Source organism: Nonomuraea sp. NPDC005650, assembly GCF_040605375.1.
Classification (GTDB): Bacteria; Actinomycetota; Actinomycetes; order Streptosporangiales; family Streptosporangiaceae; genus Nonomuraea.
In genome coordinates, this window is sequence record NZ_JBEXCR010000009.1 from 55525 (window position 1) to 82241 (window position 26717).

The following is a 26717-nucleotide window of genomic DNA, read 5'->3' on the forward strand; positions in this document are numbered from 1 at the left end:
CCACCACCAAGGAGCCGGGCCTGCCATCGCTCAGGCGCGTAGTCGCAGGCCGCGGGGGGTGGGGTGGAAACCGGCCGCCTCCAGGGCCGCCGCCAGCGGCGACTCGACGATGGCGGCGCCGTCGGCCCGTTCCACGGTCAGCTTCCCGAGCGCCCCGTCCCGCACCGCCAGCGCGAGCGCGTCGACGGCGGGCTGCAGCCGGTCGTCGTCGGCGAACGACAGCACCGTCTTGCCGCCCCGTTCGACGTAGAGCACCAGGTGGCCGTCCACGAGCACGACCAGCGAACCGGCCTTCCGGCCGGGCTTGTGCCCGAGCTCGCCGGGATGCTGCGGCCACGGGAGCGCGGCTCCGTACGGACTGGCCGGGTCGGCGGCGGCCAGCACCACGGCCCGCCGCCCGGCCCCCGGCTCCGGCCCGCCACCCGGAGCGTCGCCTGGACCTCGCCCCGGAGCACCACCCGGAGCGTCGCCTGGACCACGCCCCGCACCCCCGCCCGGGGCGAGGCCCGGCGCCATGGCGCGCATCCGGTCGACCGCACCCGGCATGGCGAACTGCGCGCCTCCGAGGCCCTCGACGAAGTAGCCCCGGCGGCAGCGCCCGCCCTCCTCGTACGCCCGCAAGACCTGATAAATGGGCGTAAATCCCCCGGGGAGCCGCTCCGAAGTCACCGCGCCCCGGGTCACCACGCCGTGCCGTTCCAGCAGCACCTCGGCCTGCGCGTGCGCCCGCTGGGTGGCGTCGGCGGCAGGCTCGGGCAGCAGCCACCACCGGCCGCCTACGGTAGGCGGCCCGCTCCTGCTCGGCAGCACGGCCCGGCGGCGCCGCGTGGTCGCGGGCCGGTGCGCGGGACGGCCGGTGCCGAGCGCGGCCCGCAGCGGCGCCAGCGTGTCGCCGGAGATCCGCCCCGACCACACCAGATCCCACAGCGCCGCCGCCAGGGTCGCGTCGTCCAGGGAGCCGAGCTGGTCGGAGATCCCCCGGAAGAACAGCGCGCCGCCCCCGCCCAGCAGCTCCAGCACGCGCTCGTGCAGCGGGGTCATGGTGATCTCGGCAGGCTCGGGCAGCAGCAGCGGCGCGGTGTCGGCAAAGTAGAGCGACACCCACCCGTCACCGCCGGGCAGCGAGCCCTGCCCCGCCCACATCACTTCGCCCGACGAGGTCAGCTCGTCGAGCAGTGCCGGATGGTAGCCGGGCACCCGCGCGGGCAGCACCAGCGTCTCCAGCGCGGACGCGGGCACGGCGGCCCCCTGGAGCTGCTCGATCGAGCGGACCAGCGCGTCCATGGCCCGGGCCGCCTCGCTCGCGCCCCGGCCGCCGGCCGGCCCCGCGGAGGTGGAGCCGGTGATGCCGTGCCAGGCGGGCAGGAAGCGGGCCAGGGTCTCCGGCGCGACCGGCTCCACCTCCTTGCGCAGCCGGGCCAGCGACCTGCGGCGAAGCATCCGCAGCACCCCGGCGTCGCACCACTCCTCGCCCCGCCCGCCGGGCCGGAACTCCCCGTTCACGACCCGCCCGGAGGCGGCCAGCCGCCGCAGCGCGTCCGTCACCACGGCCACGCCCAGCCCGAACCGAACCGCCGCCGAGCCCGCGTGGAACGGCCCGCGCGTGCGGGCGTGCCGCGCCACCAGGTCGGCCAGCGGATCGGGCACCGGCTCCAGGAACGCGTGGGGCACCCCGACCGGCAGCGGCGCACCCAGCGCGTCACGCATGCGGGCCGCGTCCTCGATCGCCGCCCACTGCTCCTCGCCGGAGATGCGCACCCGGATGGCCCGCCGGGAGCGTTCGAGCCCCTCCAGCCAGGCCGGATCGCCGCCGCGCACGCTCACGTCGGCCGCGAGCAGCGGCCCGTGGGAGCGCAGCAGGTCGGCGAGGTCCTCCAGGTCGCGCAGCGGCCGATCGAGCCTGGCCAGCTCGCGCTCGGTGTCGGAGATCACGTCGGGGTCGAGCAGCTCGCGCAGGTCGGCCTGGCCCAGCAGCTCGGCCAGCAGCGTGGTGTCCAGCGCCAGCGCCTGGGCGCGCCGCTCGGCCAGGGGCGCGTCGCCCTCGTACATGAACGCGCCCACGTAGTGGAACAGCAGCGACGCCGCGAACGGCGAGGCCTGCGAGGTCTCCACCTCCACCAGCCGCACCCGGCGCGCGGCGATGTCGCGCATGAGCTGGACGAGCCCCGGCACGTCGAAGACGTCCTGCAGGCACTCGCGCATCGTCTCCAGCACGATCGGGAACGAGGCGTACTGCGAGGCCACGCCCAGCAGGTTGGCGGCGCGCTGCCGCTGCTGCCACAGAGGGCTGCGCTTGCCCGGCGTGCGGCGCGGCAGCAGCAGCGCCCGCCCCGCGCACTCCCTGAACCGGGAGGCGAACATGGCCGACCCGCCCAGCTCCTCCGTGACGATCTGCTCGATCTCCTCGGCGTCGAACGCGGCCACGTCGGTCGGCGGCTCGGCCAGCGTGTCGGGGATGCGCAGCACGATGCCGTCGTCGGAATGGACGGCCTGCACGTCGATGCCGTAGCGCTCGCGCAGCCGGCGGTTGATCGCCAGCGCCCACGGGGCGTGCACCCGCGCGCCGTAGGGGGAGTGGATGACCACGCGCCAGTCGCCGAGCTCGTCGTGGAAACGCTCGACGAGCAGGGTGCGGTCGTCGGGGACGTAGCCGGTGGCCTCGCGCTGCTCGTGGAGGTAGGCCAGCAGGTTTCCCGAGGCGAATTCGTCGAGCCCCGCCTCCCGCATGCGCTCCGTCGAGCCGTGTTTGGCCTGTTCGCGAAGGAACTGCCCGATCGCCCGGCCCAGCTCGGCCGGCCGCCCGGGCGCGTCGCCGTGCCAGAACGGCAGCTTGCCCGGCTGGCCCGGCGCGGGCGAGACGAGCACCCGGTCGGCCGTGATGTCCTCGATCCGCCAGGACGTCGCGCCCAGCACGAACACGTCGCCCACCCGCGACTCGTAGACCATCTCCTCGTCCAGCTCACCCACCCGGGAGGCCTTCTCGCCCACCAGGAAGACGCCGAACAGGCCGCGGTCGGGGATCGTGCCGCCGTTGGTGACCGCCAGCCGCTGCGCGCCCGGACGGCCCTGGAGGGTGCCGGTGACCCGGTCCCAGACGACGCGTGGCCGCAGCTCGGCGAACTCCTCACTCGGATAGCGCCCGGCCAGCATGTCGAGCGTGGCCTCCAGGGCGGTCCTGGGCAGCGTGGCGTAGGGGGCGGCCCGCTTGACCACGGACTCCAGCTCGTCGACCGTCCACTCGTCGAGCGCGGTCATCGCCACGATCTGCTGCGCCAGCACGTCGAGCGGATTACGCGGATAGCGCAGCTCCTCGATCTGGCCGCTCTTCATCCGCTCGGCCACCACGGCCGTCTGCACCAGGTCGCCCCGGTACTTCGGGAAGATCACGCCCTTGGACACCGCGCCGACCTGGTGGCCGGCCCGCCCGATGCGCTGCAGCCCGCTGGCCACGCTCGGCGGCGCCTCCACGCACGCGACCAGGTCGACCGCGCCCATGTCGATGCCCAGCTCCAGGCTGGAGGTGGCGACCACGGCGGGCAGCCGGCCCGACTTGAGCGCCTCCTCGATCTGCGCCCGCTCCTCCTTGGAGACCGAGCCGTGGTGCGCGCGCACGATCTCGGTCACGACGCCCTTGGCGGCCCCGGCCTGCGCCATCATGTCGGCCGGCATCCGCTGGGGCGGCCGGGCCGGGGCGGCGGCCGGCCCCGTCTCCCAGATGGACAGGTCGACGGCCTCGGCGCCGCCGTTCTCCCGCTCGTACGCGAGCTCGTTGAGGCGGGTGCACAGCCGCTCGGCCAGCCGCCGCGAGTTGGCGAAGACGATCGTCGAGCTGTGCGCCCCGATCAGGTCGAACAGCCGGTCCTCCACATGGGGCCAGATCGACCGGTTGCCCGGCTCAGGGGCGAACTCCTCCGCCCCCTCCGCCCGCGGCCGGCCCTCCATCTCCGTCATGTCCTCGACGGGGACGACGACCTCGACCTCGATCCGCTTCTCCGACGGCGGCTGCACGACCGCGGCCGGCCGCGTGCCGCCCAGGAACGCCGCAACCTCGCTCACCGGCCGCACCGTCGCCGACAGCCCGATCCGCTGCGCCGGCTTGTCGAGCAGCGCGTCGAGCCGCTCCAGGCTGAGCGCCAGATGGGCGCCGCGCTTGGTGGCCGCGACCGCGTGGACCTCGTCCACGATCACCGTCTCCACGCCGCGCAACGCCTCGCGCGCCTGGCTGGTGAGCAGCAGGAACAGCGACTCGGGCGTCGTGATCAGGATGTCGGACGGCTTGGCGGCGTAACGCCTGCGATCCTCCGAGGGGGTGTCGCCCGAGCGGATCGCCACCGAGATCTCCGGCACCGGCAGCCCGAGCCGGCGCGCCGTCTGCTTGAGACCGGCCAGCGGCGCGCGCAGGTTGCGCTCGACGTCCACGGCCAGGGCCTTGAGCGGCGACACGTACAGCACCCGCGTCCCCTTCGGAGCGCCCTTGCTCCCGGCGCCGCGCCCGGGCGCGGAGGGTCTATGCACGGCGGATCCAGGCGCGCGCTTCTTGGGTGCGTCGGGCTCGGCCTCAGGTACGGCGGGCTCGGCCCCGGGCGCGGCGGGCGCGGTCTTCTCGAACGCCAGCCTGTCGAGCGACCAGAGGAACGCCGCCAGCGTCTTGCCCGAACCGGTGGGAGCGACGACCAGGGTGTTGTCGCCGCGCGAGATCGACTCCCACGCCCCCTCCTGGGCGGCCGTGGGAGCTTCGAAGGCCCCGGCGAACCATTGCCTGGTCACCTGGCTGAACTGGTCTAGCGAGCTCACCAGCACATATTGCCTCGCGCCACCGACAGAAAACGCATTTGGCCCCCCGGCGGGCGGTTGAGCGGGGGCCTAGGCGGACATACAGCGACCGTGACCATCGACTATGCGGCCATCGAAGCCCGCCGAGCCGAGATGAGGCAGCGTTACGTCTTACCGCACCGGCCATCGAGCAGCGCCCGGGGCCTGCACCACATGGCCCTGCTCTCGTCGGATGTGGAACGCACCATCAAGTTCTACCAGGAGCTCCTGGAGTTCCCGCTCACCGAGATCATCGAGAACCGTGACTACAAGGGCTCCAACCACTTCTTCTTCGACATCGGCAACGGCAATCTGCTCGCGTTCTTCGACTTCCCCGGCCTCGACCTCGGGCCGTACCAAGAGGTGCTGGGCGGGCTGCACCACGTCGCGATCTCCGTCGACCCTGCCACCTGGGAGCGGCTGCGCGGGAAGCTGGAGATGGCCGGCGTGCCGCACCAGATAGAGAGCGGCGCCTCCATTTACTTCAAGGACCCCGATGGCGCCCGGCTGGAGCTGCTCGCCGACCATCTCGGTGAGATGTACGGCTCGCGCGTGCTGTGACCGCGGGTCCGCCCTAGCGCCGCGACGCCCTGCGCGTACGCGGCTTGCCCGCACGGGGCTCCTGCCTGATGCCCGCGTGCCTCTCCGATCGCTCGGCCTTCTCCTTCTGTACGGCCACCCGCACCGTGAGCAGTAACTGGCGTCGTCTGGCCCTGTTGGCCTTCGTCTTGGCTGTCTTCGGGGGCGAAGACTTGGGGGTCTTTGGCATGGGGGTGTCCTACCCACCCCCCAGGTGATTCCATACTTGGATCCATGCGCCTGACGGAGTTCTGGAGACGGATGAAAGCTCACTTCGGTGACACGTACGCCGATTCGTGGGCCCGCGACTACGTGCTCGCGCCCCTGGGCGGACGGACCGTCGTGCAGGCGCTGGCCGACGGAGAGAGCGCCAAGACCGTCTGGCGCGCGGTCTGCCAGGTGGAGGACGTCTCGCCCAAGCTCCGCTAGCTTCCGCAGCTCCGCTAGCTTCCGCGGCGTCAGGGCTGCGCCCCGTCCAGGGCCTGCCGCAACGCGGTGGCCGTGAGCTCCAGCTCCTCCACGCTGCCCTGCCCGCCGGGCGACCACAGGAACGTCCATCCCCGGTGCGACGGGGTGGCGAAGATGATCGTCTGGCGGCCCGTACGCGGGTGCCAGACCCACAGCACCGGATCGTCGGTGCCCACCATGCGACTGACCAGGCCGTGATGGGGGAGCACCTCGGCGAGTGCCTCCAGATGGGTGCGCCGTTCCCTGTTGTAGCCGCTCGCCACTCGCCGCCTCCAACCTTCGCCCCTGCTGTGAGTCTCCCCAGCTCACCGCCCGGACAACACATTGGTGGCCAACATCAGCGGGGCGTGTTCACGAGGATGCGCATGCGTCCGAAGTCGAACGTGAGCGCATACGGCTTGAAGAACTCGTGCGTGGGCAGACCCCCGATGCGGAAGCCGAAACCGTGCTCGAACCAGTCGGGGAACGCGCCGGACAACCCGGGCACCCGGCGGCGGATGACGGAGCCGAGCGTCACCTCGTCCACGGTCACCGGGTGAAGGCCGCCACCCGGGGGGATCGGGATGCCGGCGGCCTCGAAGGTGGCGGGGGGAGCGGTGAAGCCGATGTCGCCGCCCCCGGTGTCGACGAGGAACACCATCCGCTCCAGGCCGTTCACGGTGCCGTGGGACAGCAGGAAGTGGTCGCCCAGATACCACATGGGCATGCTGTGCTCAGGCCGGACGCGGCCGTTCCTGCGCAGGACGAGCTTCCCGGCCGGATAGTCGACCGTGGACAGGAAATTCGACAGGACGCTCGTGCCGATCGCTCCCTGGCAGCGGATCGGTCGCCGCGAACGGGATCTCGACGGTCCGCGGGCCGGAGATCTCGAACGGCCGGCGCCCCGTGAAGCTATGACCACCGAGCTCATGATCCACGCCACCCGCCATCCCGCTGTCCGCGACCAGCTCGTCGCCCTGTTGTTCCCGCCGGGCCGCCCCGGCCGCCACCCCCTCGCGCCTCCCGGCAGCGGGCTGGGAGAGCTCCCGTACGAGCAGGCCGACGCCATACTGAAGTCGCTGGACATCGGCATGCGCCTGCTCACCCTCCTCGCTCCCGAACAGTGCCCTCCTGAGCTGTTCAGGACGGCGCTCGGGCTCCTCGCCGCCCCGAAGGCGGGTGATTGACGGCGACCTGCGTGTTCCTGCTGTGATCGAACAGCCGTTCGGCTACGATGGGTTCCGCCCGAGCCACGTCTTCTCCGGCAGTCGCGGAAAAATGTCGGTGGCAGGCCGTAGCTTTCACTCGACTGATCGGACCACGACCCTCCAGGGGGAGTTCCCATGGCAATCAACGACCGCGAGAAGGCCCTCGAGACCGCCCTCGCTCAGATCGAGCGACAGTTCGGCAAGGGCTCCGTCATGCGCCTGGGCGACGACGCCCGAGCTCCCATCGAGGTGATCCCCACCGGGTCGATCTCCCTTGACGTCGCCCTCGGCATCGGCGGCCTGCCGCGTGGCCGCATCGTCGAGATCTACGGCCCTGAGTCCTCCGGTAAGACCACGATCGCCCTGCATGCGGTGGCCAACGCCCAGCGTGCCGGCGGCATCGCGGCGTTCATCGACGCCGAGCACGCCCTCGACCCCGAATACGCCAAGAAGCTGGGGGTCGACACCGACGCCCTCCTGGTCTCCCAGCCTGACACGGGTGAGCAGGCGCTGGAGATCGCCGACATGCTGATCAGGTCCGGCGCCGTCGACATCATCGTCATCGACTCGGTGGCCGCGCTGGTGCCCAAGGCCGAGATCGAGGGCGAGATGGGCGACAGTCACGTCGGCCTCCAGGCCCGCCTCATGTCCCAGGCCCTGCGCAAGGTCGCCGGCGCGCTCAACAGCACCGGCACCACCGCCATCTTCATCAACCAGCTTCGCGAGAAGATCGGCGTCATGTTCGGCAGCCCCGAGACCACGACCGGTGGTAAGGCGCTCAAGTTCTACGCCTCGGTCCGGATGGACATCCGCCGCATCGAGACCCTCAAGGACGGCACGGAGGCGGTCGGCAACCGCACCAGGATCAAGGTCGTGAAGAACAAGATGGCCCCGCCCTTCCGCGTGGCCGACTTCGACATCCTCTACGGCGTGGGCATCTCCCGTGAGGGCGGCCTCATCGACATGGGCGTGGAGCACGGCTTCGTCCGCAAGTCCGGCGCCTGGTACACGTACGAGGGCGACCAGCTCGGCCAGGGCAAGGAGAACGCCCGCAACTTCCTGAAGAACCACCCCGACATGGCCAACGAGATCGAGAAGAAGATCAAGGACAAGCTGGGCGTAGGCCCCCGTCTCGACGCCCCGGTCGAAGCCGCTGCCGCCGCCCCTGCCCCGGCCGCCGCTCCTTCCGGCCGCGGCTCGAAGTCCACCCCGAAGCCGGGTGACGTCTGATCGTCCGCCCCATGAGCGACCGTGTCCCCTCCCATGAGTGACCCGAACCGGCCACCGGCGCCCCAATCCGGGGGCGCCCGGCCAGTCCGCCCCGACCCCTCCCGGGGCAGCGACCTGGCCCGCTCGGCCGCGGACGGCTGGCCGTCGGTCGACGAGTGGCGCGAGCACCGCACCCGCCAACGCGCCGAGGCCGAAAGTGAGTCCGGGCCGGACCAGGAGTCCACCGTCACCGGCGGACGGGACGACGCCGTACGCTCCGACGATCATGCGCCCATCGAGGTGGAGGAGGCCACCAGCCACCTGTACAAGGAACGCACCGGCCGACACCCCTTCTTCGGCGACGACACCGACGACCAGCACGACTCCCGCACCACCGCCGAGCCCCAGGCCCGAGCAGTCGATCAGCACAAATCCCGGCCCGCCACCAAGGCGCAGACCGGCGCAGACGATCACGACGAACCCCCGATCGCCACCACGAATCCGCCCGACCCGCCTGTCGACGGCCATCCACCTGCTGACGGCCATCCGCTTGCCGACGGTCGTCCACCTGTCGACGGCCATCTGCCTGTCGACGGCCACAGTGGCTCGGACAGCCAGGTTGCCCCTGGCCACCCTGACGCCGCCGGTGGCCCAGCTGGCCCCGCTGGTGGTGCTGCCGGTGAGGGCCGGGGGGACTCCGCCGGTGGACGGGGCCACACCAGGGGACGGCGCTCTCCCGCTGAGGCCACTGAGGCTATTGAGGCCACTGAGGCCGCGCCTGCCGACCGGGGGGACGGTGGGTGGCACTCCGAGGTGCTCGCGGGTAGCAGTTGGTTCTCGGCCCAACAGCCGGACGACGCTGAGACCGGCAAGAAAGGATCGGGCAGAGGACGGCGATCCAGCACCTCCAACGGACGGACCGCGAGAAAGGGACGCGGGCAAAGCCGGCCGTCCGAGGCGCCTGCTGCCGAAGCCCCTGCCGAGCCCTGGCACGACAGCGGGACCTCCGCCGAGGCTGCGCAGGATGGTGGCGGCTTCGCTGGGGGCACGCTAGGCGGTGAGGGGTTCACCGGGAGCACACGAGGCGGCGACGGCTTCGCTGGGAGCACGCGAGGTAGCGATGGGTTCGCCGGGGCCTGGCCTGATAAGGAAGGCTTCGGCGAGGCCGGCCGCAGTGGTGGGGGTTCTGCCGGGACGGGGCGTGGTGATGGGCGTTCTGGCAGGTCCAGGCGTCGCGGCCGGGGCTTCACGGGAGCCGAGCATGACGGCGACGGGTTTGCTGGACCCGGACTTGATGGATCTGGGCTGGATGGATCCGGGCTTGCTGGCGAGGGCTTCTCCGGGGCCGAGCGTGATGGTGACGGCTTCGGCGGAGGCGGGCAGAGCGGCGGGAGCTCTGGCGGAGCCGGGCGGGGTGGCAGGAGGTCTGGCAGGTCAGGGCTGAGTGGTGGGAGGTCTGGCAGGTTTGGGCCCAGTGACGGGAGGTCTGGCGGGCGCGGACTCAGCGGTGGGGGGTCTGGCGGGTCCGGGCTGAGTGACGAGGGCTTCGACGGGGGCGGGCGGGAGGCCGATCCGGAGTCGGTGGCGCGGGCCATCTGCCTTCGGTTGCTCACCATGGCGCCCAAGACGCGGGCCCAGCTCGCCGAGGCTCTCCGGAAACGTAACGTACCCGACGAGGCCGCCGAAGCGGTGCTCAGCCGCTTCTCCGAGCTGGGGCTGATCAACGACGAGGCGTTCGCCGCGGCGTGGGTCGACTCCCGGCACCACGGCCGAGGTCTGGCCAAGCGCGCCCTGGCCGCCGAGCTGCGTCATCGCGGTGTGGACACCGACACGGTCAAGGAAGCAGTCGAACGGCTGGACTCCGACCAGGAGGCGGAGACGGCCCGGCGGCTGGTGGAGCGCAAGCTCGCCTCCACCCGGTCGCTCGACCCGCAGACCCGCACACGGCGGCTGGCGGGCATGCTGGCACGCAAGGGATACCCCGCGGGCCTGGCCTTCCGCGTCATCCGCGAGGCGCTTGAGCAGGAGGGGATCGAGATGGAAGAGGACTTCCCGTCGTAGCAACCCCCCGTTCCGCGGCTCCCTCCTCATGAGCTCCCCCCGTTCTGCGGCTCTCCCGGTCCTGCGACCCTCTTCCGCGCCCCCTCCCGCGATCCCGCTTCGCGGCCATCCTTCCGAGGGCCCCTTGGTTGTGGGCTTCTTCGGTTCTGCGGGCCCCGTTTCATGGCCCCGTTGTGAGGCTTCCCCGGTGCCGTGGTTGCCTCAGTTCCGTGGCGTCCGTGGCGTCCGTGGCGTCCGTGGCGTCCGTGGCGTCCGTGGCGTCCGTGGTCCTGTGTTTTCTTGGGTCCGTGGTTTTCTGGGGGTGCCCGGGGGTGGCTGAGTGATCGTCTGCATGTGCTCCTGCACCTGCAGCTGCGAGTACGGCAGGGATTGCGAGTGCATATGCGGGTGCCGGTGCTCCTGCACTCGCATGTGCTCTCTTGCCCATACATGTCTCCTGCCTTGCCCGAAGGTATCTGTGGAGATGCAGGCCCGTAGGACACGCTTGATGACGCGTTTGCTTGCTCGTGACCTGTTCGACGCATAACCTCGACGGCAGTGAGGAGTTACTCCGCGCAGTGCGGATTGCCATACCGGTGAACGACGGACGAACGAGGCTGGTTGATCTAGGCGGACGAGGTGTCGGCTTTACGAGTCGACGCCCGGTCAGTCTTGGCTGTATATCGATCCCGACGCCGACCGGGCTTTTCGTGGCGCGCTTGTGACCCCTCCTGTTTGTGGCCGCGTTATGAGGTGTTGACGACGCGAGGAGGGCGGGGCGCACATGGGGCCGCTTGTCGTGGTGCTGATGGTGGCGGTGCTCGTGCTCGCGTTCGGGATGATTGTCGCGCTTCTCGTCGTCATAAGGCGCACTTCGGGCAGTCTGCCACGCGCGTCCAAGGCCACCCCCGAGCAGCAGCAGGCCGTGCACGAGGAGCTCGAGCGGGCGCGTGAGGAGGCGCGGGAGATCCGGCTCAAGGCCGAGACCGACGCCCAGGAGATCCTGCGCAGGTCGGAGAAGGCCGGCGAGAGCGCCGCGCAGCTGCGGCGGGAGGTCGAGGAGGAGAGCCGGACCCTCAAGTCCGAGCTCAAGGAGCTGCGCGCCGACCTCGAACGGCGGGAGGCTCGGCTGGCCGAGCGGGAGCAGCGGCTGGACGAGGAGGCCAGGCGGCAGACCGAGCGCGACAGGAAGCTGGGCGAGACCGAGGTCGAGCTGGCCGACCGGCGCGAGGAGTTGCTCCAGGTCGAGGGGGAGCGGCGGACCATCCTCGAACGGGTCTCCGGGCTGACCGGCGAACAGGCCAAGGCCGAGCTGGTCAAGGAGATTGAGAACCAGGCCAAGCGCGAGGCCGCGCTGATCGTCCGGGAGATCGAGGGCGACGCCCGCAAGGAGGGCGAGAAGCGGGCCACCAAGATCGTGACGCTGGCCGTGCAGCGGGTGGCGGCGGAGCAGACGGCGGAGTCGGTCGTCAGCGTGCTGCATCTGCCCGGCGATGAGATGAAGGGCAGGATCATCGGGCGCGAAGGGCGGAACATCCGGGCCTTCGAGTCCACGACCGGCGTGAACCTCATCATCGACGACACTCCAGAGGCTGTGCTGCTGTCGTGTTTCGATCCCGTGCGCAGGGAGACGGCCCGGCTGACGCTGGAGAAGCTCGTGCTGGACGGGCGCATCCACCCGCAGCGCATCGAGGAGGCGCACGACCGCAGCCGCCAGGAAGTGCAGGACCTCTGCGCGCGGGCCGGCGAGGACGCCCTGGTCGAGCTGGGCATCACCGACATGCATCCCGAGCTGACGCTGCTGCTCGGGCAGCTCAGGTATCGGACGTCGTACGGGCAGAACGTGCTCAAGCACCTGATCGAGTCCGCGCACATCGCCGGCATCATGGCCGCCGAGCTGAAGATGAACCAGGCGTTGATGAAGCGCTGCGCGCTCCTCCACGACATCGGCAAGGCCCTCACGCACGAGGTCGAGGGCAGCCACGCGCTGATCGGGGCGGAGATCGCCCGCAGGTACGGCGAGGAGGAGGACGTGGTGCACGCCATCGAGGCGCACCACAATGAGGTCGAGGTGCGTACCGTCGAAGCGGTTCTCACGCAGGCCGCCGACGCGATCAGCGGCAGCCGTCCCGGTGCCCGCCGCGAGTCCCTGGAGGCGTACGTCAAGCGCCTGGAGCGGCTGGAGGAGATCGCGCAGTCGTACGAGGGCGTGGAGAAGGTCTTCGCCATGCAGGCCGGGCGGGAGATCCGGGTCATGGTCAAGCCGGATGCGATCGACGACATCCAGGCTCAGGTGATCGCCCGTGATGTGGCCAAGCAGGTGGAGGAGGAGTTGACCTACCCGGGGCAGATTCGCATCACAGTGGTGAGGGAGTCTCGGGCCACCGAGTTCGCGAGATAGGCCGTCCGTGGTGGGGCGGCGGGTGTGGCGATGGTTGAGGGGGCTGGGCGTCCGTAGTTCGGGTGGATGGGGTCTGTGGTGGTGGGCCGGCGGGCGTGGCGGGGCCTGAGGGAGGCTGAGGCGCCGGAGCACGCCCGCCGGAGTCCGACGGTCCGGGGAGGTCCAGGAAGGTCTGGGGAGGTCCGGGGAGCGTCAGGGGGACGTCAGGCGAGGCGGATGCGGGGGTCGAGGAGACCGTACGCGACGTCCACCACCAAGTTCGCCACCACCACCGCGGTCGTCGCCAGCGTCACCACGCCCATGATCACGGGCAGGTCCCCGCTGACGAACGCCTGCACCACCGCCTGCCCCACCCCGCCGAGCCCGAAGACCGACTCCGTCACCACCACCCCGCCGATCAGCGTGCCCACGTCCACCCCGAGCTGCGTCACCACCGGCGTGAGCGCGGCCCGGAGGCCGTGCCGGTAGATCACGCGCCGCTCGGGCACCCCCTTGGCCCGGGCCGTGCGGATGTAGTCCTCGCCGAGCACGTCCAGCATGGAGCCGCGGGTGAGACGGGCGTACGACGCCGCCTGGACCGTGGCCAGTGTGATCCACGGCAGGATCAGGTGGCGGGCCCATTCGGCGGGGTTCTGCGAGAACGGCACGTACGAGTCCGGCGGCAGGATGGGCGCCCCCGCCATGGTGAGCTGGAAGAACAGGAAGTACAACAGCAGCAGGCCCACCACGAACGTCGGCATGGAGACCCCGGCCAGCGCCAGCAGCGTCAGGCCGCGATCCATCAGCGACCGGACCCGGGTGGCGCTGAGCACGCCCGCGCCGACGCCGAGCGTGAACCACAGCACCGCGCCCCCCAGCACCAGCGAGAACGTCGGCGGGAAGTCGGCGGCCAGGAGCTTGCCGACCGATTCGCCGGAGAAGTACGACTGGCCGAGGTCGCCGTGGAGCAGCCTGCCCAGGTAGTCCAGATACTGGACGAGGATGGGCCGGTCGAGGCCGAGGTTGTGCCGGATCAGCTCCACCTGCTCGGGCGTGGCCTGCCGCCCGGCCAGCGTCCTGGCGGGATCGCTCGGCGCGACGAAGAACAGCAGGAATGTCCCGAGGGTGACCAACCAGAGCACGAGCAGGCCGAGCAGGGCCCGTCGCAGCAGGAACGCGCGGAGCATCACGCCCCCTTACGAGTACGGCGGCGGCGGCTGAACAGGCGCTCCATCCGAGGATCGATGGCATCCCTGATCCCGTCGCCCACCAGGTTGAACGCGAGCGTGGTGACCAGCAGCGTGGCGGCCGGGAACCCCAGGTACCAGTACGCCACCCGGTAGAACCCCTGCGCCTCGCTCAGCAGGTTCCCCCACGACGGGGTGGGCGGGACGATGCCCAGCCCCAGGTACGACAGCGTCGACTCGAACACGATGGCCGCCGGCACCAGCAGCGTGGTCAGCACGATGACGGGGGCGAGCAGGTTCGGCAGGATGTCCACGAACATGATCCGGAAGTCGCCCGCCCCCATGGACCGGGCCGCCTCGACGTACTCGCGCTCCTTCAGCGACAACGTCTGCCCGCGCACCACGCGGGCGATGGCCGCCCACGAGTAGAACGCGATCACCCCGATCGTGGCCGTCAGCGAGGGCCCGGCGATGGACACCACCGCGATCGCGAAGATCAGGTACGGGAACGACAGCACCACGTCCATGAGCCGCGACAGCACGGTGTCCACGACGCCGCCGTAGTATCCGGCCAGCAGCCCCACGACCACCCCGACCAGCGCCGCCAGGCCGGTGGCGACCACGCCGACGAGCAGCGAGACCCGGGCCCCGTACAGGACCCTGATGAACAGGTCGCGCCCGAGCCGGTCGGTGCCGAACCAGAACTCCCCGTTCGGCGGCACCGGCAGCCCCTGGGCCGTGATGCCGGTGTCGCGGAACTGGTCGTCGGGGCCGTGGCCGTTCCAGGCGGCGATGAGCGGCGCGGCGAGCGCCAGCGCGCACAGCAGGACGACGACGAGGCCGGACACCATGGCGACCCGGTCGGTCCTGATCCGGCGCCAGGCGAGCTGCCAGGGCCCGCGCCCGGCTATCCCCTGGGAGGCGACGGCGCCGGGTCTGATCTCGGTCAGCGTCATACGACCACCTCAATGGGGAAGTGGCAAGCCACCGGCCCTTCAAGCTGCGGCTCCACGGACGAGCAGACCTCCTGGGCCCGGGGGCACCGCGGATGGAACCGGCACCCGGACGGCGGGTCGATCGGCGAGGGCACGTCCCCGGTCAGCACGATCCGCTGCCGCCGCTCCGCCTCGTCCGGGTCGGCGACCGCCGTCGCCGACAGCAGCGCGTTCGTGTAGGGGTGCCGCGGCCGTTCGTACACCGGCTCCGCGTCCCCCACCTCGACCACCTTGCCCAGGTACATGACCGCGATCCGGTCGCTGATGTGCCGGACGACGGACAGGTCGTGGGCGATGAACAGGTACGTCAGCCCGAACTCGGCCTGCAGGTCCTTCAGCAGGTTGAGGATCTGCGCCTGGATGGACACGTCGAGCGCCGACACCGGCTCGTCGCAGATGATCAGCCGGGGCCGCAGCGCCAGCGCCCTGGCCACCCCGATCCGCTGCCGCTGCCCCCCGGAGAACTCCGCGGGGAACCGGTTGTAGTGCTCCGGGTTGAGCCCGACCCGCTCCATCAGCTCCTGCACGGTCCGGCGGAGCCGGTCGCCGCTCATGACTCGGTGGATCACGAGCGGGTCGGCGATGATCGACCCGACCCGGCGGCGCGGGTTCAGCGAGCCGTACGGGTCCTGGAAGATGACCTGGATGTCGCGGCGGTAGGGGCGCATGCGCTTCCTGGACAGGTTCGTGATGTCCGCGCCGTCGAACCGCACGCTGCCGGAGGTGACCGGATGCAGCCCCGCGATGCAGCGGGCGAGCGTCGACTTGCCGCAGCCGGTCTCGCCGACCAGGCCCAGAGTCTCGCCGGGGGCGAGCGCGAAGCTGACCCCGTCGACCGCCTGGACCTGCCCGACGACATGCTTGACCAGCGCGCCCGTGGTGATGGGGTAGTGCTTGACCAGGTTCGAGACTTCGAGCAGCATCACGACTCCTTCGCCTTGAGCCGCAGCGCGTCGGCCGCCGCGCCCAGCCCGACCGCCTCGTGCGGCAGCCAGCAGGCCGAGGCGTGGCTACCCGCGCCCGCACCGGTGACCGCTCCCGCGCCGGTGCTCGTGACCGCGCCCGTGACCGTGGCCAGGGGCGGCCGCTCGGCCGAGCAGACCGGCATCGCGTACGGGCAGCGCGGGTGGAAGGCGCACCCGGACGGAGGGGCGATCAGGCTGGGCGGCGAGCCGGGGATGGGCCGCAGCCGCCCGCCCCGGTCCCCGCTGCTGCCCGGGATCGACTCCAGCAGCCCCTTGGTGTACGGGTGGTGCGGCCGGTAGTAGAGCGTGCGCCGGTCGGCCCGCTCCACGGCGAGCCCGGCGTACATGACCAGCACCTCGTCGGCCATCCCCGCCACCACGCCGAGGTCGTGCGTGATGAGGATGAGCGCGATCCCGAACTCCGCCTGCACCCGCGCGATGAGCTCCAGGATCTGCGCCTGCACGGTCGCGTCGAGCGCCGTGGTCGGCTCGTCGGCCACGATCAGCTTCGGGTTGAGGGCGAGCGACATCGCGATCATCGCCCGCTGCCGCATGCCGCCGGAGAACTGGTGGGGGTAGTCGTCCACCCGGCGATCCGGCCGGGGGATGCCGACCAGGCCGAGCAGCTCGACCGCCCGCCTCCTGGCCTCGCCGCGCGAGGTGTCCGGCCGGTGCACCCGGATCAGCTCCTCGATCTGCCAGCCCACCTTGTAGAGCGGGTGCAGGCTGGTCAGCGGATCCTGGAAGACCACGCTGATCTCGGCGCCGCGGATGTGGCGCAGCCGCTCGCTGTCGAGTTCGAGCAGGTTGACGCCGTCGAACACGGCGGTGCCCGAGATGTCGGCCTCGGGGGTGAGCCCCAGGATGGCCTGGGTGCCCACCGTCTTGCCGCTGCCGGACTCGCCGACGATCGCCAGCGTGCGGCCGCGTTCGATGCGGAACGACAGCCCCCGCACGGCCTGCACCACGCCGTCGGACGTGGGGAAGGCCACGCGGAGGTCAGTCACCTCGAGCAGGCTCATCACGGGTTGTTGGGGTTGAGCCAGATGTTGGTGAAGTCGTAGAGCTGGAACGCCGGCAGGTACAGGGCGTTCTGCACCCGCTTGCTCTTGTAGATCGGCGTGTTCTGGTTGTTGAGCGGCACGATCACCGCGTCGCCCATCACCGTCGTGTCGACCTGGTGCCACAGTGCGGCCGACTTGGCCTGGTCCTGCTCGGCCAGCGCCTGCTTGATCAGCGAGTCCACCTTGGGGTTGCTGTAGCAGCCGTAGTTGCTGGTGCCGGGCGTGCAGTTGGTCTCGAACAGCGGCTGGACGACCGCGCGGCCGTTGTTGCCGTACCAGTCGGGGACCCAGCCGGGCGCCGAGATGTCCCACTTGCTGGCCTTGGCGATGGACGGGTTCTGCAGGAAGGCGCCGTAGTAGTCGCCCTGCCGGACCGGCAGGCCCTTGACGGTGATCCCGCACTTCTGCAGGTCGGCCGAGTACGACTGGAAGTTGGCCGGGTGGTTGCCCGCGTTGCGGAAGGCGCCGATGAGCGTCAGCCCGTTCGGGTAGCCGGCCTCGGTGAGCAGTTGCTTGCACTTGGCCGGGTCGCCCGCGTCACCGGGGCTCGGGTACGGGTTGTACTCCTGGTATCCGATGTTGCCCGGCGGGATCGCGGTGTGCAGCGGCGTGGCCACGTCGGCGCCGCCGTAGACCTTGGCGATGGCGACCTTGCTGACCGCGTACTCGATGGCCTGGCGGACCTTGAGCTTGCCCATGGCGCCGCCGGCGTTCTTGCTCTGCAGGTTGAAGACGATGTACGGGTTGCTCACCGCGCCGGGGAAGATAGTGAAGTTGGGGTCGCCCGAGCTCTTGAGCCGCGGGATCTGCGCGGTCGGCACCGGCAGGTCCCACGACAGGTCGGCGCTGCCGGCCTCAAGCTGCTGCTGCACCGCGTCCGGCTCGTTCACGCCCATCTTGACCTCGATGGCGTCCACGTACTGGTGCCGGATCGGGTCCGACTCCTGCTTCCAGGCCGGGTTCCGCTCCAGCCTGATCGACTTGGTGGCCACGTACTGGGTGACCTTGTACGGGCCGTCGGAGATCGTGTGCTGCCGGAACGTGGCGTCGTCCGGCACGTACTGGTCGTACTCCTTGGGGGCGGCCACGGAGAAGTTCAGTGACAGGATGTTGAGGAAGTCGCTGGCGGGCTGGGTCAGCGTGAAGACCAGCGTCTTGTCGTCCTTGGCCTGGACGCCCGCGATCTCGTGGGAGTTCTGGAAGTCGGCCAGCGCCGCGGCGGTGGGCTTGGCCTTGGTGAACGCCTTGGCGTACGCGTCGCAGTACGCCTTCATGCCCTTGATCGTGCTCGTGTAGTAGCCGGGCGCGCCGGAGCCCGCCACCGGGTTGCAGATCCGCTTGAAGCCGCGGACGAAGTCGCCCGCCGTCACCTCGCGCGGCGGCTGGGTGTCCCACTGCACGCCGTCACGGAGCTTGATCGTGTACGTGAGCCCGTCGGCGCTCAGGCCCCCGTTGCCCGCCGTGGGCAGTTCGGAGGCGACGTCGGGGACGAGCGTGAAGCCCTTGGTGGTGTCGGACCCGCTCGCCACCCCGTTGAGCCCGAAGAGCCCGCGGGCGTACGTGCGCAGGATCCCGTTGGTGACCGTGTAGTACGAGCTGGTGGGGTCGAGGTGGTCGACGTCCCCGCCGCCCACGAGCCGGAGCGTGCCCCCGGAAACGGGCTGGCCGGGGGCGGCGGAGGTGGGCGGGGCGGAGTTCGTGGCTCCGGTGTCCGTTTGGCAGGCGGTGGCGAACAAAGTTGCGAAGACCGCCACGGCAATGCTGAAATGGCGCATGCTGGCCATCTGGCCTCCCTCGTGCCGAGATGCGGGGCGTGCATGGCTGGCCGTGTGGGGCGTGCGCCGTGGCCGCGGAGCACGTCCCACCTTGCATGTTCACGCGCGAGGGAGCGCAAGCGAAAAGCCGGTTATGCAACCGATGATGATTAGCGACTAGTAAGTAATATCGATTTGGTACGAATTCTGTAAGTAAATTACGACATTAGGTAAAAAGCTGCTGGTAGAAGGCCAATTCAGCGGCCAGCGCGGTCATCCGCGTCTCCGTGCGGCGGAAGCCGTGCGACTCGCCCTCGAACGCCAGATACGTGCACGGCACGCCCCGCTCCGACAGCGCGTCCGCGAACGCCTCCGACTGCGCGGGCGGCACCACGGGGTCGTCGAGCCCCTGCAGGAGCAGCATGGGGCAGCTCACGCCGGCCACGAGGGCGAGCGGCTCCCTGGAGGCGTACACCTCGGGGTCCTCCGGCCCCACCAGCCATTCCACGTACCGCGACTCGAAGTCGTGGGTGTGCGCCGCGAGGGGCGCGAGCGCGCTGACGCCGAAGTACGACACCCCGCCCGCGAACACGCCGGACCGGCAGCAGGCCGCCATCACGGTCCACCCGCCCGCGCTGCCCCCGCGCACCGCGATCCTGCCGGGGTCGGCCAGCCCCTCGGCGGCCAGCCATTCGGCGGCGGCGATCGTGTCCGCCACGTCGACCAGCCCCCACTGCCCCTTCAGCCGCTCGCGGTAGGCCCTGCCGTAGCCGGTCGAGCCGCCGTAGTTGACGTCGAGCACCCCGATGCCGCGCGAGGTCAGGAACGCCTTCTCCAGGTCGAGCGCGGTGTCGGCGTGCGAGGTCGGCCCCCCGTGCACGAAGATCACGTAGGGCGGCGTGCCCTCGGTCGCCGGGCCGTGCGGCGGGTAGAGGAAGGCGGGCGCCGGCGACTCGACCGCGCGCGGGACGGGCAGGTAGGACCGGTCGGGCAGCCGCGCGAGGTCGCTCTTGAGCGCGTGGGCCTCGCCGGACGCCACGTCCACGCTGACGACCGACCGGGGGACCGTGGAGGCGTACCCGACGCCGACCACGGAGGTGCCCTCGGCGGCCAGCGCCGCGTCCCACCCGTCGTAGGGCACGTCGAGGTCGGTCAGCGTGCCCGAGACCGGGTCCAGCACGCCCAGCCGCAGGTCGCCGCGGCCGTGCAGGACCGCGAGGCGCCCGTCGTCGAGCACGGTGTACGGGTGCCCGCCCAGCCGCCACGGCGGCAGCGCGAACTCCTCCTCGGCGGCGTGGATCGCCCGCAGCCCGTCGCCGCGCAGGCCGACCTCGTAGAGGTTCCACCAGCCGGAGCAGTCGGAGACCAGGTAGAGGCTGGTGTCGTCCTTCCAGGCCGGGGCCAGCACGGACTCCGCCGGGCCGCCCTTCACCGTCCAGGCGCCGCCGCCCGACAGCCGGGCGACGCGCAGCTCGGTGCCGTCCCAGGGCATGCGCGGGTGGTTCCAGCAGACGTAGGCCAGATGCCGCCCGTCGGGGGAGAGGGCGGGGGAGGCGTAGAAGTCGCAGCCGGTGGCCCACTCGCGCAGTTCGCCGCCGTCCAGCGAGATCGATACGATCGCCCGGGTGACCTTGCCCTCCTCGGCGTGGCGCTCGCGTACGCACCAGACCCGGCCGTCGCGCACCAGCGGGTCCGCGTAGCGGGAACCTTCGTCCGTGATGGGTTTCGGCTCGCCGTAATCGCCCAGAATGTACAGGCGCTGGTCTTTGAGGTTGGCGAAGACCACTTCGCCCCCAGGTGTGACGGCGTACGGCCTGCCGCCGTACTCGTGGACTCTGGTGCGCGCGCTCCACGGGGCCCGCAGCAGGTCATGCCGGGTGCCGTCGGCGTCGCGGCGCACGATCGTGGTGCGCCCGCCCTCGTCCGGACGGTCCTCGGTCCACCAGATCCGGCCGTCCTGGGCCGTGGGCCAGCCGGGGCGCACGCCGGAGGCGGCCACGTCTCTGGTCGAGATGGGGGAGGGCCAGAAAGGCATACCCGCATCCTGCCGGAAGATCGGCAACGGCGTGGGGCGGTCCCCACAGTTCAGGGGCACCCTACGGGCTTCGGCAGGGACGACGGCAGTTTGAGCCCCGTCTTCCCGAACCACCTGTGCAGCAGCCGCGTGGCCGTGCCGTCGTGCCACATCGCGGAGATCGCCTGGTTGACGGCCTCGCAGGTGGAGGCGTCGCCCTTCTTGACGCCGACCCCCCAGTCCTCGGTGCTGACGGGGTCGTTCAGCAGCCTGAAGCGGCCCGGCTCCTGCTCGGCGAACCCCGCCAGGACCAGGTTCTCGGTGCTGATCGCGTCGAGCCGGCCGTCAGCGAGCTTGCGTACGCAGTCGGAGTAGTTGGCCGCGGGCACCAGCCGCATGGGAAGGGCCAGCTTGCCGTTGGGCGGGGGATCGACGATCCGCCGGTACGAGTTCGAGCCCTCCGCCAGGCAGAGCCGCTTGCCCCGCAGGTCGGTCACCTTCTTGATGCTGGTGTCGCTCGCGCGGACCATCGTGTCCTGCGGGGTGGAGATGTAGGGCCCGCCGAACGTCACCTTGGGCCGGCGCGACGGGGTGATGCTGTAGGTGGCGATGATGAGGTCCACGCTGCCGTTCTGGAGCAGGGCCTCGCGGGCGGACGAGGGCGACTCCCGCCACGTGATCTGCACGCGCCGGCCCTGGGCGATGTGGTCGACGATGTACTTGGCCACGTCCGCGTCGAAGCCCTCGGGAGGGCCCTCCCCGGTCTTGAGACCCAGGCTCGGCTGGTCCCACTTGGTGCCGACGACGACCCGGCCGGCGTTCCTGATCTTGCCCACGACGGTTGTGTACGAGCCCGCGCTGCCGCACCCGGCGACCAACGCCGCCACCGCCAACCCCGCGAGCGCCACCCCACGCATGGACACAGTCTGGGGGCTGGGCAAACGATACGGACCGGCCTTGGGGCGGTTTCAACGGAGAAATGGGGCCTTCTTGGAGATTCGCGGACGTACGGGCGCCGCAGCGCCCGTACGTCCAATCACTCCGCGGGACGGTCGGGGGCCGGTCCGGCGTCCCCGGTGCCCTCACCCGCGCCCACGCTGACCTCGGCCGAGCCGGGCGCCGCGATCGGGGCGGCGGCCGTCTTGCGGCTGCGCCTGCTGCGCCGCTCCAGCCACGTGGCCAGGAAGCTCAGCGCCATGTTGAGCGCCACGTAGATGATCCCGATGACGATCGCCGCCGGGATCAGCGAGCCGAAGAAGACGGCCGGCAGGATCTTGAAGCCGGTGTTGAGCAGGTCGACGTAGGCGATGATGTAGCCGAGCGCGGTGTCCTTCAGCAGCACCACGAGCTGGCTGACGATCGCTGGCATCATCGCCGTGACGGCCTGCGGCAGCAGCACCAGGCGCATGACCTGGTTCTTGCGCATGCCCACCGCGAACGCCGCCTCCGACTGGCCGCGCGGCACCGCGTGCACGCCCGCCCTGACCACTTCGGCCAGCACCGAGCCGTTGTAGAGCATCAGGCCGATCACGACCGCCATGAACGTGTAGTCGCCGCTGCCCGCCACGGCCGGTGCGAGGTAGAAGATGAAGAAGATCAGCAGCAGCAGCGGGATGGCCCTGAAGACCTCGACCACCACGCCCGCCGGGACGCGGATCCAGGTGTGGTCGGAGAGCCTGGCCAGGCCGAAGACCGCGCCGAACAGCAGCGCGAGCACCGAGGCCACCACGGCGGCCTGCAGCGTCCCGAGCAGGCCGGGGAAGATGTAGACCTCCCACGTCTCCCACTGCAGGAACGGCTGCCAGATCTTGCCTTCCCACTGGCCCTTGGCGTCGAAACCGCGGTAGATGCCGTACAGGACGGCGGCCACGGCCACGACGCTGATCACCGTGAGGACGCCGTTGCGCGTCCGCGCGCGCGGCCCGGGGGCGTCGAACAGGACTGTGGTGGTCATCGCGCCACCGCCAGTCGCTGGGCCAGCCGGCCGGTGAAGAAGCCGATGGGCAGTGTCACGGCCATGAAGGCGACCACGATGCCGAGGAAGATCGGGATCGACGCGCCGACCTGGTCGAAGGCTTCCTTCATGTTGCTCGCGGCCTCGAAGGCGGCCCCGCCGGCGACCGCGACCGTCGTGTTCTTGACCATGGCGATCATCACGCTGCCGAGCGGGGCGATGACCGCGCGGAACGCCTGCGGGAGGATGATCATCCGCAGCGACTGGATGAACGTCAGCCCGATCGCCCTGGCCGCCTCGGCCTGCCCGAGCGGCACCGTGTTGATGCCCGCGCGCAGCGCCTCGCAGACGAAGGCCGCGGTGTAGGCCGACAGGCCCATCGAGACGATCCAGAACGAGTTGGTGGTGGGCACGTCGGAGAAGACGAGCCCGAGCTGGTCGCTGAGGCCGAGCGAGGAGAAGGCCAGCACCAGCGTGAGGGGGGTGTTGCGCACTATGTTGACGTAGATCGTGCCGGCCGCGCGCAGCACCGGCGTGGGGGAAACTCGCATCGCCACCAGGACGGTGCCGAGAATGAGCGAGGCGATCGCGGCCACGACGGAGAGCTTGATGTTCTCCAGGAACCCCAGTGCGAGGTCGGGCGCGTATCTAATCAGATCTTCCATCGTGCTCCACCGCATAGGGGAACGGCGGCCGGGGGGCCGGCCGCCGCTTCTGGCATGATCAGCTGCAACCCTCCGCGGGCGGTGCCGCGTCCGACAACTTCAGGCCCTCGATGCCGCCGAACCACTTGTCCAGCAGCTGCTTCATGGTGCCGTTGTCCCACAGCTTCTTCACCGCGGTGTTGACGGCCTCACACGTCTTGGTGTCGCCCTTCTTCAGGCCGACGCCGTACTTCTCGTCCGTGAAGGCCTGGCCGAGCACCTTGAAGTTGCCGCCGGCCTGCTTGGCGAAGCCCGCCAGGATCAGGTCGTCGGTGGTCACGGCGTCGAGGTTGCTGCCGTTCAGCTTCTGCACGCACTCGGAGTAGTTGGCCGCGTCGACGGTGGTGGCGTCGATGTCGAGCTTGCCGTCCGGTGGCGGGTCGGTGATCCGCTTGTAGGAGTTGGAGCCGGCCGCCTTGCAGATCTTCTTGCCCTTGAGGTCCTGGGGCGTGGTGATCGCGGTGTCGTCCTTGCGGATCATCACGTCCTGGTGGGCGACGACGTAGGGGCCGCCGAAGGTGACCTTGCCCTTGCGCTCCTCGGTGATGGAGTAGGTGGCGAAGATGATGTCAACGGTGCCGTTCTGGAGGAACGGCTCGCGGTTGGACGAGGCCGACTCCTTCCATTCGATCTGCGGGTCCTTGCCGCCGTTGACCTCTTTCAGCACGGCCTTGGCCACGTCGACGTCGAAGCCCTCGGGCCCGTTGCCGACCTTCAGACCCAGGCTCGGCTGGTCCCACTTGGTGCCGACGACGATCGTGCCGCCGTCTTTGACCTTGTCCACCACGCTCGAGTAAGTCTTGCTGCTGCCGCCGCCGCAAGCGGTCAGACCGGCGGCGAGTGCCGCTATCGAGAGCACCGCTCCCGTTCGACGCATGTGCATGAATACCTGCCTCAATGATCAGTGCGTGAGGATCTTGGAAAGAAAGTCACGCGCCCGGTCCGTCTGCGCGTTGGTGAAGAACTCGTCGGGGGTGTTCTCCTCCACGATCTGGCCGTCGGCCATGAAAACCACCCTGTTGGCCGCCCGCCGGGCGAAGCCCATCTCGTGGGTGACGACCATCATGGTCATCCCGTCACGAGCCAGCCCGATCATGACGTCGAGCACCTCCTGAACCATCTCGGGGTCCAGTGCGGAGGTCGGCTCGTCGAACAGGATCATCTTCGGCTCCATCGCCAGCGCCCTGGCGATGGCGACCCGCTGCTGCTGGCCGCCGGAGAGCTGGGCCGGATATTTGTCCGCCTGCGCCGCGATGCCCACGCGCTCCAGCAGCTCCATCGCCCGCTTGTTCGCCGCGTCCTTCGAGACGCCGCGCACCTTGAGGGGGCCGAGCGTGACGTTGTCGCGGATGGTCTTGTGGGCGAACAGGTTGAACGACTGGAACACCATGCCGACTTCGGAGCGAAGCCTCGCCAGCGCCTTGCCCTCCTGGGGGAGCACCTGGCCGTCGAAGACGATCTGCCCCTCGCTGATCGTCTCCAGACGGTTGATCGTGCGGCAGAGCGTGGACTTGCCTCCGCCCGATGGACCGATAACGACCAGAACCTCGCCGCGGGAGACGGTCAGGTTTATGTCCTTCAGGACGTGCAACGCCCCAAAGTGTTTGTTGACGTTCTCCAACCGTACGAGTGGAGCGTCGTTACCGTTCTCCGTCATGGGTCAAACCGTAAGGGTCTCTAGAACGCTGGTCACTAACCAAGCGGTACCGATCCGATCACATCATGCCACCAAGCTGGCCTTTTAGCGCAGTCGGGACTGTGCCAAGCCGCACAGCGACTACCCTTGAACGTGCCATGACTGTGACCCAGGAGGGCGCCCGCACATACGAAGTGCGCACATACGGGTGCCAGATGAACGTCCATGACTCCGAGCGGCTGTCCGGTCTGCTGGAGGACGCCGGCTACGTGCCCGCCACCGAGGGCGAGACCGCCGACGTGGTCGTGTTCAACACGTGCGCCGTGCGGGAAAACGCCGACAACCGCCTCTACGGCAACCTCGGCCATCTCCGGCCCGCCAAGATGAGCAATCCCCGCATGCAGATCGCGGTGGGCGGCTGCCTGGCCCAGAAGGACCAGGGCGAGATCGTCCGCAAGGCGCCGTGGGTCGACGTGGTCTTCGGCACCCACAACATCGGCTCGCTGCCGGTGCTGCTGGAGCGCGCCCGCATCGAGGGCGAGGCCCAGGTCGAGCTGAAGGAGTCGCTGGAGGTCTTCCCCTCCACGCTGCCCACCAAGCGCGAGTCCGCCTACGCGGCCTGGGTGGCCATCTCGGTCGGCTGCAACAACACGTGCACCTTCTGCATCGTGCCGTCGCTGCGCGGCAAGGAGAAGGACCGCCGTCCCGGCGACGTCCTCGCCGAGGTCCAGACGCTGGTCGGCCAGGGCGTCCTCGAGGTCACGCTGCTGGGCCAGAACGTCAACACGTACGGCGTCGAGTTCGGCGACCGCCTGGCCTTCGGCAAGCTGCTGCGCTCGTGCGGCACGATCGACGGCCTGGAGCGCGTGCGCTTCACCTCTCCCCACCCGGCGGCCTTCACCGACGACGTGATCGCCGCCATGGCCGAGACGCCCAACGTCATGCACCAGCTCCACATGCCCCTGCAGTCGGGCTCGTCGCGCCTGCTGCGCGAGATGCGCCGCTCCTACCGGGCGGAGCGCTACCTCGGCATCATCGAGCGGGTGCGCGCGGCCATGCCCGACGCGGCCATCTCGACCGACATCATCGTCGGCTTCCCGGGGGAGACCGAAGAGGACTTCCAGGCCACGCTCGACGTGGTCCGCCAGAGCCGCTTCGCCAACGCCTTCACCTTCCAGTACTCCATCCGCCCAGGCACCCCGGCGGCCACCATGCCCGACCAGGTGCCCAAGGAGGTCGTGCAGGAGCGCTACGAGCGGCTCGTGGCCCTGCAGGAGGAGATCTCATGGGCGGAGAACAAGAAGCAGGTGGGGCGCACGCTGGAGGTGCTGGTCGCCGAGGGCGAGGGCCGCAAGGACGACGCCACCCGCCGCCTGTCGGGCCGCGCGGCCGACAACCGCCTGGTCCACTTCGCGGTCGGCGCCGAGACGCCGCGGCCCGGTGACATGGTCACGGTCGAGGTCACGTACGCGGCCCCGCACCACCTGGTGGCCGACGGCCCGGTCGCGCCGGTCCGGCGCACGAGGGCGGGCGACGCCTGGGAGTCCCGGCAGGGTGCCGCGAGTTCCGCGCCGGGGGTTCTGCTGGGCATGCCCACCATCGGCCGCCCCGCGCCTTCCCCCGCCGCCCCTTCGGACGCCTGCTCGGCCCACTGACGCCACGCCGCACGCTGCCACGGGCCCATCCGTGGCAGCGCCGCGCCGCATTCGGCCGGGCGCCTTCCGGCGGACGGCCCACCCGTGACAGCACCGCGCGTCGCCCGGCCACGA

Annotated in this window: 22 protein-coding genes; 7 read left to right on the forward strand and 15 right to left on the reverse strand. The window is 70.5% G+C overall.

The genetic code is table 11. The features are described 5' to 3' along the window. Window positions 1-30: 30 nt before the first annotated feature. Window positions 31-4794, reverse strand: coding sequence for an ATP-dependent helicase (locus tag ABZS69_RS17080; RefSeq protein WP_355372672.1), 4764 nt, complete (start codon window positions 4792-4794; stop codon window positions 31-33). A 90-nt stretch (window positions 4795-4884) separates the two neighbouring features. Between ABZS69_RS17080 and ABZS69_RS17085 the strand changes: the two genes are divergently transcribed. After that, complete coding sequence (locus ABZS69_RS17085) at window positions 4885-5373, forward strand: VOC family protein (protein WP_355372675.1); 489 nt, start codon at window positions 4885-4887, stop codon at window positions 5371-5373. A gap of 13 nt (window positions 5374-5386) precedes the next feature. Here the strand turns inward: ABZS69_RS17085 and ABZS69_RS17090 are convergent, their stop codons facing one another. Beyond that, window positions 5387-5581, reverse strand: coding sequence for a hypothetical protein (locus ABZS69_RS17090; RefSeq protein WP_355372679.1), 195 nt, complete (start codon window positions 5579-5581; stop codon window positions 5387-5389). Between the two features lie 44 nt (window positions 5582-5625). Between ABZS69_RS17090 and ABZS69_RS17095 the strand changes: the two genes are divergently transcribed. Then, window positions 5626-5820 (forward strand): DUF3046 domain-containing protein, encoded by a 195-nt coding sequence (locus ABZS69_RS17095; protein WP_355372682.1) that lies wholly within the window; start codon window positions 5626-5628, stop codon window positions 5818-5820. A gap of 29 nt (window positions 5821-5849) precedes the next feature. Here the strand turns inward: ABZS69_RS17095 and ABZS69_RS17100 are convergent, their stop codons facing one another. Next, on the reverse strand, window positions 5850-6122 hold the full coding sequence (locus tag ABZS69_RS17100) for a hypothetical protein (RefSeq protein ID WP_355372685.1): 273 nt from the start codon (window positions 6120-6122) through the stop codon (window positions 5850-5852). Window positions 6123-6196: 74 nt separating this feature from the next. Further along, on the reverse strand, window positions 6197-6760 hold the full coding sequence (locus tag ABZS69_RS17105; protein ID WP_355372687.1) for a hypothetical protein: 564 nt from the start codon (window positions 6758-6760) through the stop codon (window positions 6197-6199). Between ABZS69_RS17105 and ABZS69_RS17110 the strand changes: the two genes are divergently transcribed. From ABZS69_RS17110 to rny, 4 genes are all read left to right on the forward strand, one after another. Continuing rightward, window positions 6753-7025 (forward strand): hypothetical protein, encoded by a 273-nt coding sequence (locus ABZS69_RS17110; RefSeq protein ID WP_355372689.1) that lies wholly within the window; start codon window positions 6753-6755, stop codon window positions 7023-7025. The genes ABZS69_RS17105 and ABZS69_RS17110 overlap by 8 nt on opposite strands. A 156-nt stretch (window positions 7026-7181) precedes the next feature. After that, entirely contained in the window at window positions 7182-8276 is a 1095-nt protein-coding gene (gene recA, locus ABZS69_RS17115; protein ID WP_355372692.1) for a recombinase RecA, read from the forward strand. Between the two features lie 1593 nt (window positions 8277-9869). Beyond that, window positions 9870-10316: a regulatory protein RecX gene (locus tag ABZS69_RS17120; RefSeq protein WP_355372695.1), complete on the forward strand. Its 447-nt coding sequence runs from the start codon at window positions 9870-9872 to the stop codon at window positions 10314-10316. A gap of 763 nt (window positions 10317-11079) precedes the next feature. Then, on the forward strand, window positions 11080-12696 hold the full coding sequence (gene rny / locus ABZS69_RS17125) for a ribonuclease Y (RefSeq protein WP_355372698.1): 1617 nt from the start codon (window positions 11080-11082) through the stop codon (window positions 12694-12696). Window positions 12697-12899: 203 nt separating this feature from the next. Here the strand turns inward: rny and ABZS69_RS17130 are convergent, their stop codons facing one another. The 11 genes from ABZS69_RS17130 to ABZS69_RS17180 all read right to left on the reverse strand — a co-directional run bounded on the left by ABZS69_RS17130 (window position 12900) and on the right by ABZS69_RS17180 (window position 24969). Further along, on the reverse strand, window positions 12900-13862 hold the full coding sequence (locus ABZS69_RS17130; protein ID WP_355372701.1) for an ABC transporter permease: 963 nt from the start codon (window positions 13860-13862) through the stop codon (window positions 12900-12902). Beyond that, complete coding sequence (locus ABZS69_RS17135) at window positions 13862-14818, reverse strand: ABC transporter permease (RefSeq protein WP_355372704.1); 957 nt, start codon at window positions 14816-14818, stop codon at window positions 13862-13864. Before ABZS69_RS17135 ends, ABZS69_RS17130 begins: the two co-directional genes overlap by 1 nt. Beyond that, on the reverse strand, window positions 14815-15780 hold the full coding sequence (locus ABZS69_RS17140; RefSeq protein WP_355372706.1) for a dipeptide ABC transporter ATP-binding protein: 966 nt from the start codon (window positions 15778-15780) through the stop codon (window positions 14815-14817). Before ABZS69_RS17140 ends, ABZS69_RS17135 begins: the two co-directional genes overlap by 4 nt. Beyond that, complete coding sequence (locus ABZS69_RS17145) at window positions 15780-16829, reverse strand: ABC transporter ATP-binding protein (protein WP_355372709.1); 1050 nt, start codon at window positions 16827-16829, stop codon at window positions 15780-15782. Before ABZS69_RS17145 ends, ABZS69_RS17140 begins: the two co-directional genes overlap by 1 nt. Before the next feature lie 14 nt (window positions 16830-16843). Next, window positions 16844-18670 carry an ABC transporter substrate-binding protein gene (locus ABZS69_RS17150; RefSeq protein WP_355372712.1) on the reverse strand — a complete coding sequence of 609 codons (1827 nt, stop codon included), beginning with the start codon at window positions 18668-18670 and terminating at the stop codon, window positions 16844-16846. A gap of 196 nt (window positions 18671-18866) precedes the next feature. Then, window positions 18867-20675 (reverse strand): prolyl oligopeptidase family serine peptidase, encoded by a 1809-nt coding sequence (locus ABZS69_RS17155; protein ID WP_355372715.1) that lies wholly within the window; start codon window positions 20673-20675, stop codon window positions 18867-18869. Window positions 20676-20725: 50 nt separating this feature from the next. Continuing rightward, window positions 20726-21571: a glutamate ABC transporter substrate-binding protein gene (locus ABZS69_RS17160; protein ID WP_355372718.1), complete on the reverse strand. Its 846-nt coding sequence runs from the start codon at window positions 21569-21571 to the stop codon at window positions 20726-20728. A gap of 119 nt (window positions 21572-21690) precedes the next feature. Next, entirely contained in the window at window positions 21691-22608 is a 918-nt protein-coding gene (locus ABZS69_RS17165) for an amino acid ABC transporter permease (protein WP_355372721.1), read from the reverse strand. Beyond that, window positions 22605-23273, reverse strand: a complete 669-nt coding sequence (locus tag ABZS69_RS17170; protein ID WP_355372724.1) for an amino acid ABC transporter permease — start codon at window positions 23271-23273, stop codon at window positions 22605-22607. The genes ABZS69_RS17165 and ABZS69_RS17170 overlap by 4 nt, the downstream gene beginning before the upstream one ends. A 58-nt stretch (window positions 23274-23331) precedes the next feature. Beyond that, a complete protein-coding gene (locus ABZS69_RS17175; protein WP_355372727.1) occupies window positions 23332-24195 on the reverse strand; it encodes a glutamate ABC transporter substrate-binding protein in 864 nt (287 codons plus the stop codon). An 18-nt stretch (window positions 24196-24213) separates the two neighbouring features. Then, window positions 24214-24969: an amino acid ABC transporter ATP-binding protein gene (locus ABZS69_RS17180; protein ID WP_355372730.1), complete on the reverse strand. Its 756-nt coding sequence runs from the start codon at window positions 24967-24969 to the stop codon at window positions 24214-24216. A gap of 137 nt (window positions 24970-25106) precedes the next feature. On the opposite strand from ABZS69_RS17180, the gene miaB reads away from it, so the two are divergent. Further along, window positions 25107-26603: a tRNA (N6-isopentenyl adenosine(37)-C2)-methylthiotransferase MiaB gene (miaB, locus tag ABZS69_RS17185; protein WP_355372733.1), complete on the forward strand. Its 1497-nt coding sequence runs from the start codon at window positions 25107-25109 to the stop codon at window positions 26601-26603. Window positions 26604-26717: the final 114 nt, after the last annotated feature.

Coding starts and splice junctions, on each gene's coding strand:
- ABZS69_RS17090 (WP_355372679.1), bottom strand. CDS start 5,581: ATGCCAAAGACCCCCAAGTCTTCGCCCCCGAAGACAGCCAAGACGAAG.
- ABZS69_RS17095 (WP_355372682.1), top strand. CDS start 5,626: ATGCGCCTGACGGAGTTCTGGAGACGGATGAAAGCTCACTTCGGTGAC.
- ABZS69_RS17110 (WP_355372689.1), top strand. CDS start 6,753: ATGACCACCGAGCTCATGATCCACGCCACCCGCCATCCCGCTGTCCGC.
- recA (WP_355372692.1), top strand. CDS start 7,182: ATGGCAATCAACGACCGCGAGAAGGCCCTCGAGACCGCCCTCGCTCAG.
- ABZS69_RS17120 (WP_355372695.1), top strand. CDS start 9,870: ATGGCGCCCAAGACGCGGGCCCAGCTCGCCGAGGCTCTCCGGAAACGT.
- rny (WP_355372698.1), top strand. CDS start 11,080: ATGGGGCCGCTTGTCGTGGTGCTGATGGTGGCGGTGCTCGTGCTCGCG.
- ABZS69_RS17130 (WP_355372701.1), bottom strand. CDS start 13,862: ATGCTCCGCGCGTTCCTGCTGCGACGGGCCCTGCTCGGCCTGCTCGTG.
- ABZS69_RS17135 (WP_355372704.1), bottom strand. CDS start 14,818: ATGACGCTGACCGAGATCAGACCCGGCGCCGTCGCCTCCCAGGGGATA.
- ABZS69_RS17140 (WP_355372706.1), bottom strand. CDS start 15,780: ATGCTGCTCGAAGTCTCGAACCTGGTCAAGCACTACCCCATCACCACG.
- ABZS69_RS17150 (WP_355372712.1), bottom strand. CDS start 18,670: ATGGCCAGCATGCGCCATTTCAGCATTGCCGTGGCGGTCTTCGCAACT.
- ABZS69_RS17155 (WP_355372715.1), bottom strand. CDS start 20,675: ATGCCTTTCTGGCCCTCCCCCATCTCGACCAGAGACGTGGCCGCCTCC.
- ABZS69_RS17160 (WP_355372718.1), bottom strand. CDS start 21,571: ATGCGTGGGGTGGCGCTCGCGGGGTTGGCGGTGGCGGCGTTGGTCGCC.
- ABZS69_RS17165 (WP_355372721.1), bottom strand. CDS start 22,608: ATGACCACCACAGTCCTGTTCGACGCCCCCGGGCCGCGCGCGCGGACG.
- ABZS69_RS17170 (WP_355372724.1), bottom strand. CDS start 23,273: ATGGAAGATCTGATTAGATACGCGCCCGACCTCGCACTGGGGTTCCTG.
- ABZS69_RS17175 (WP_355372727.1), bottom strand. CDS start 24,195: ATGCACATGCGTCGAACGGGAGCGGTGCTCTCGATAGCGGCACTCGCC.
- ABZS69_RS17180 (WP_355372730.1), bottom strand. CDS start 24,969: ATGACGGAGAACGGTAACGACGCTCCACTCGTACGGTTGGAGAACGTC.
- miaB (WP_355372733.1), top strand. CDS start 25,107: ATGACTGTGACCCAGGAGGGCGCCCGCACATACGAAGTGCGCACATAC.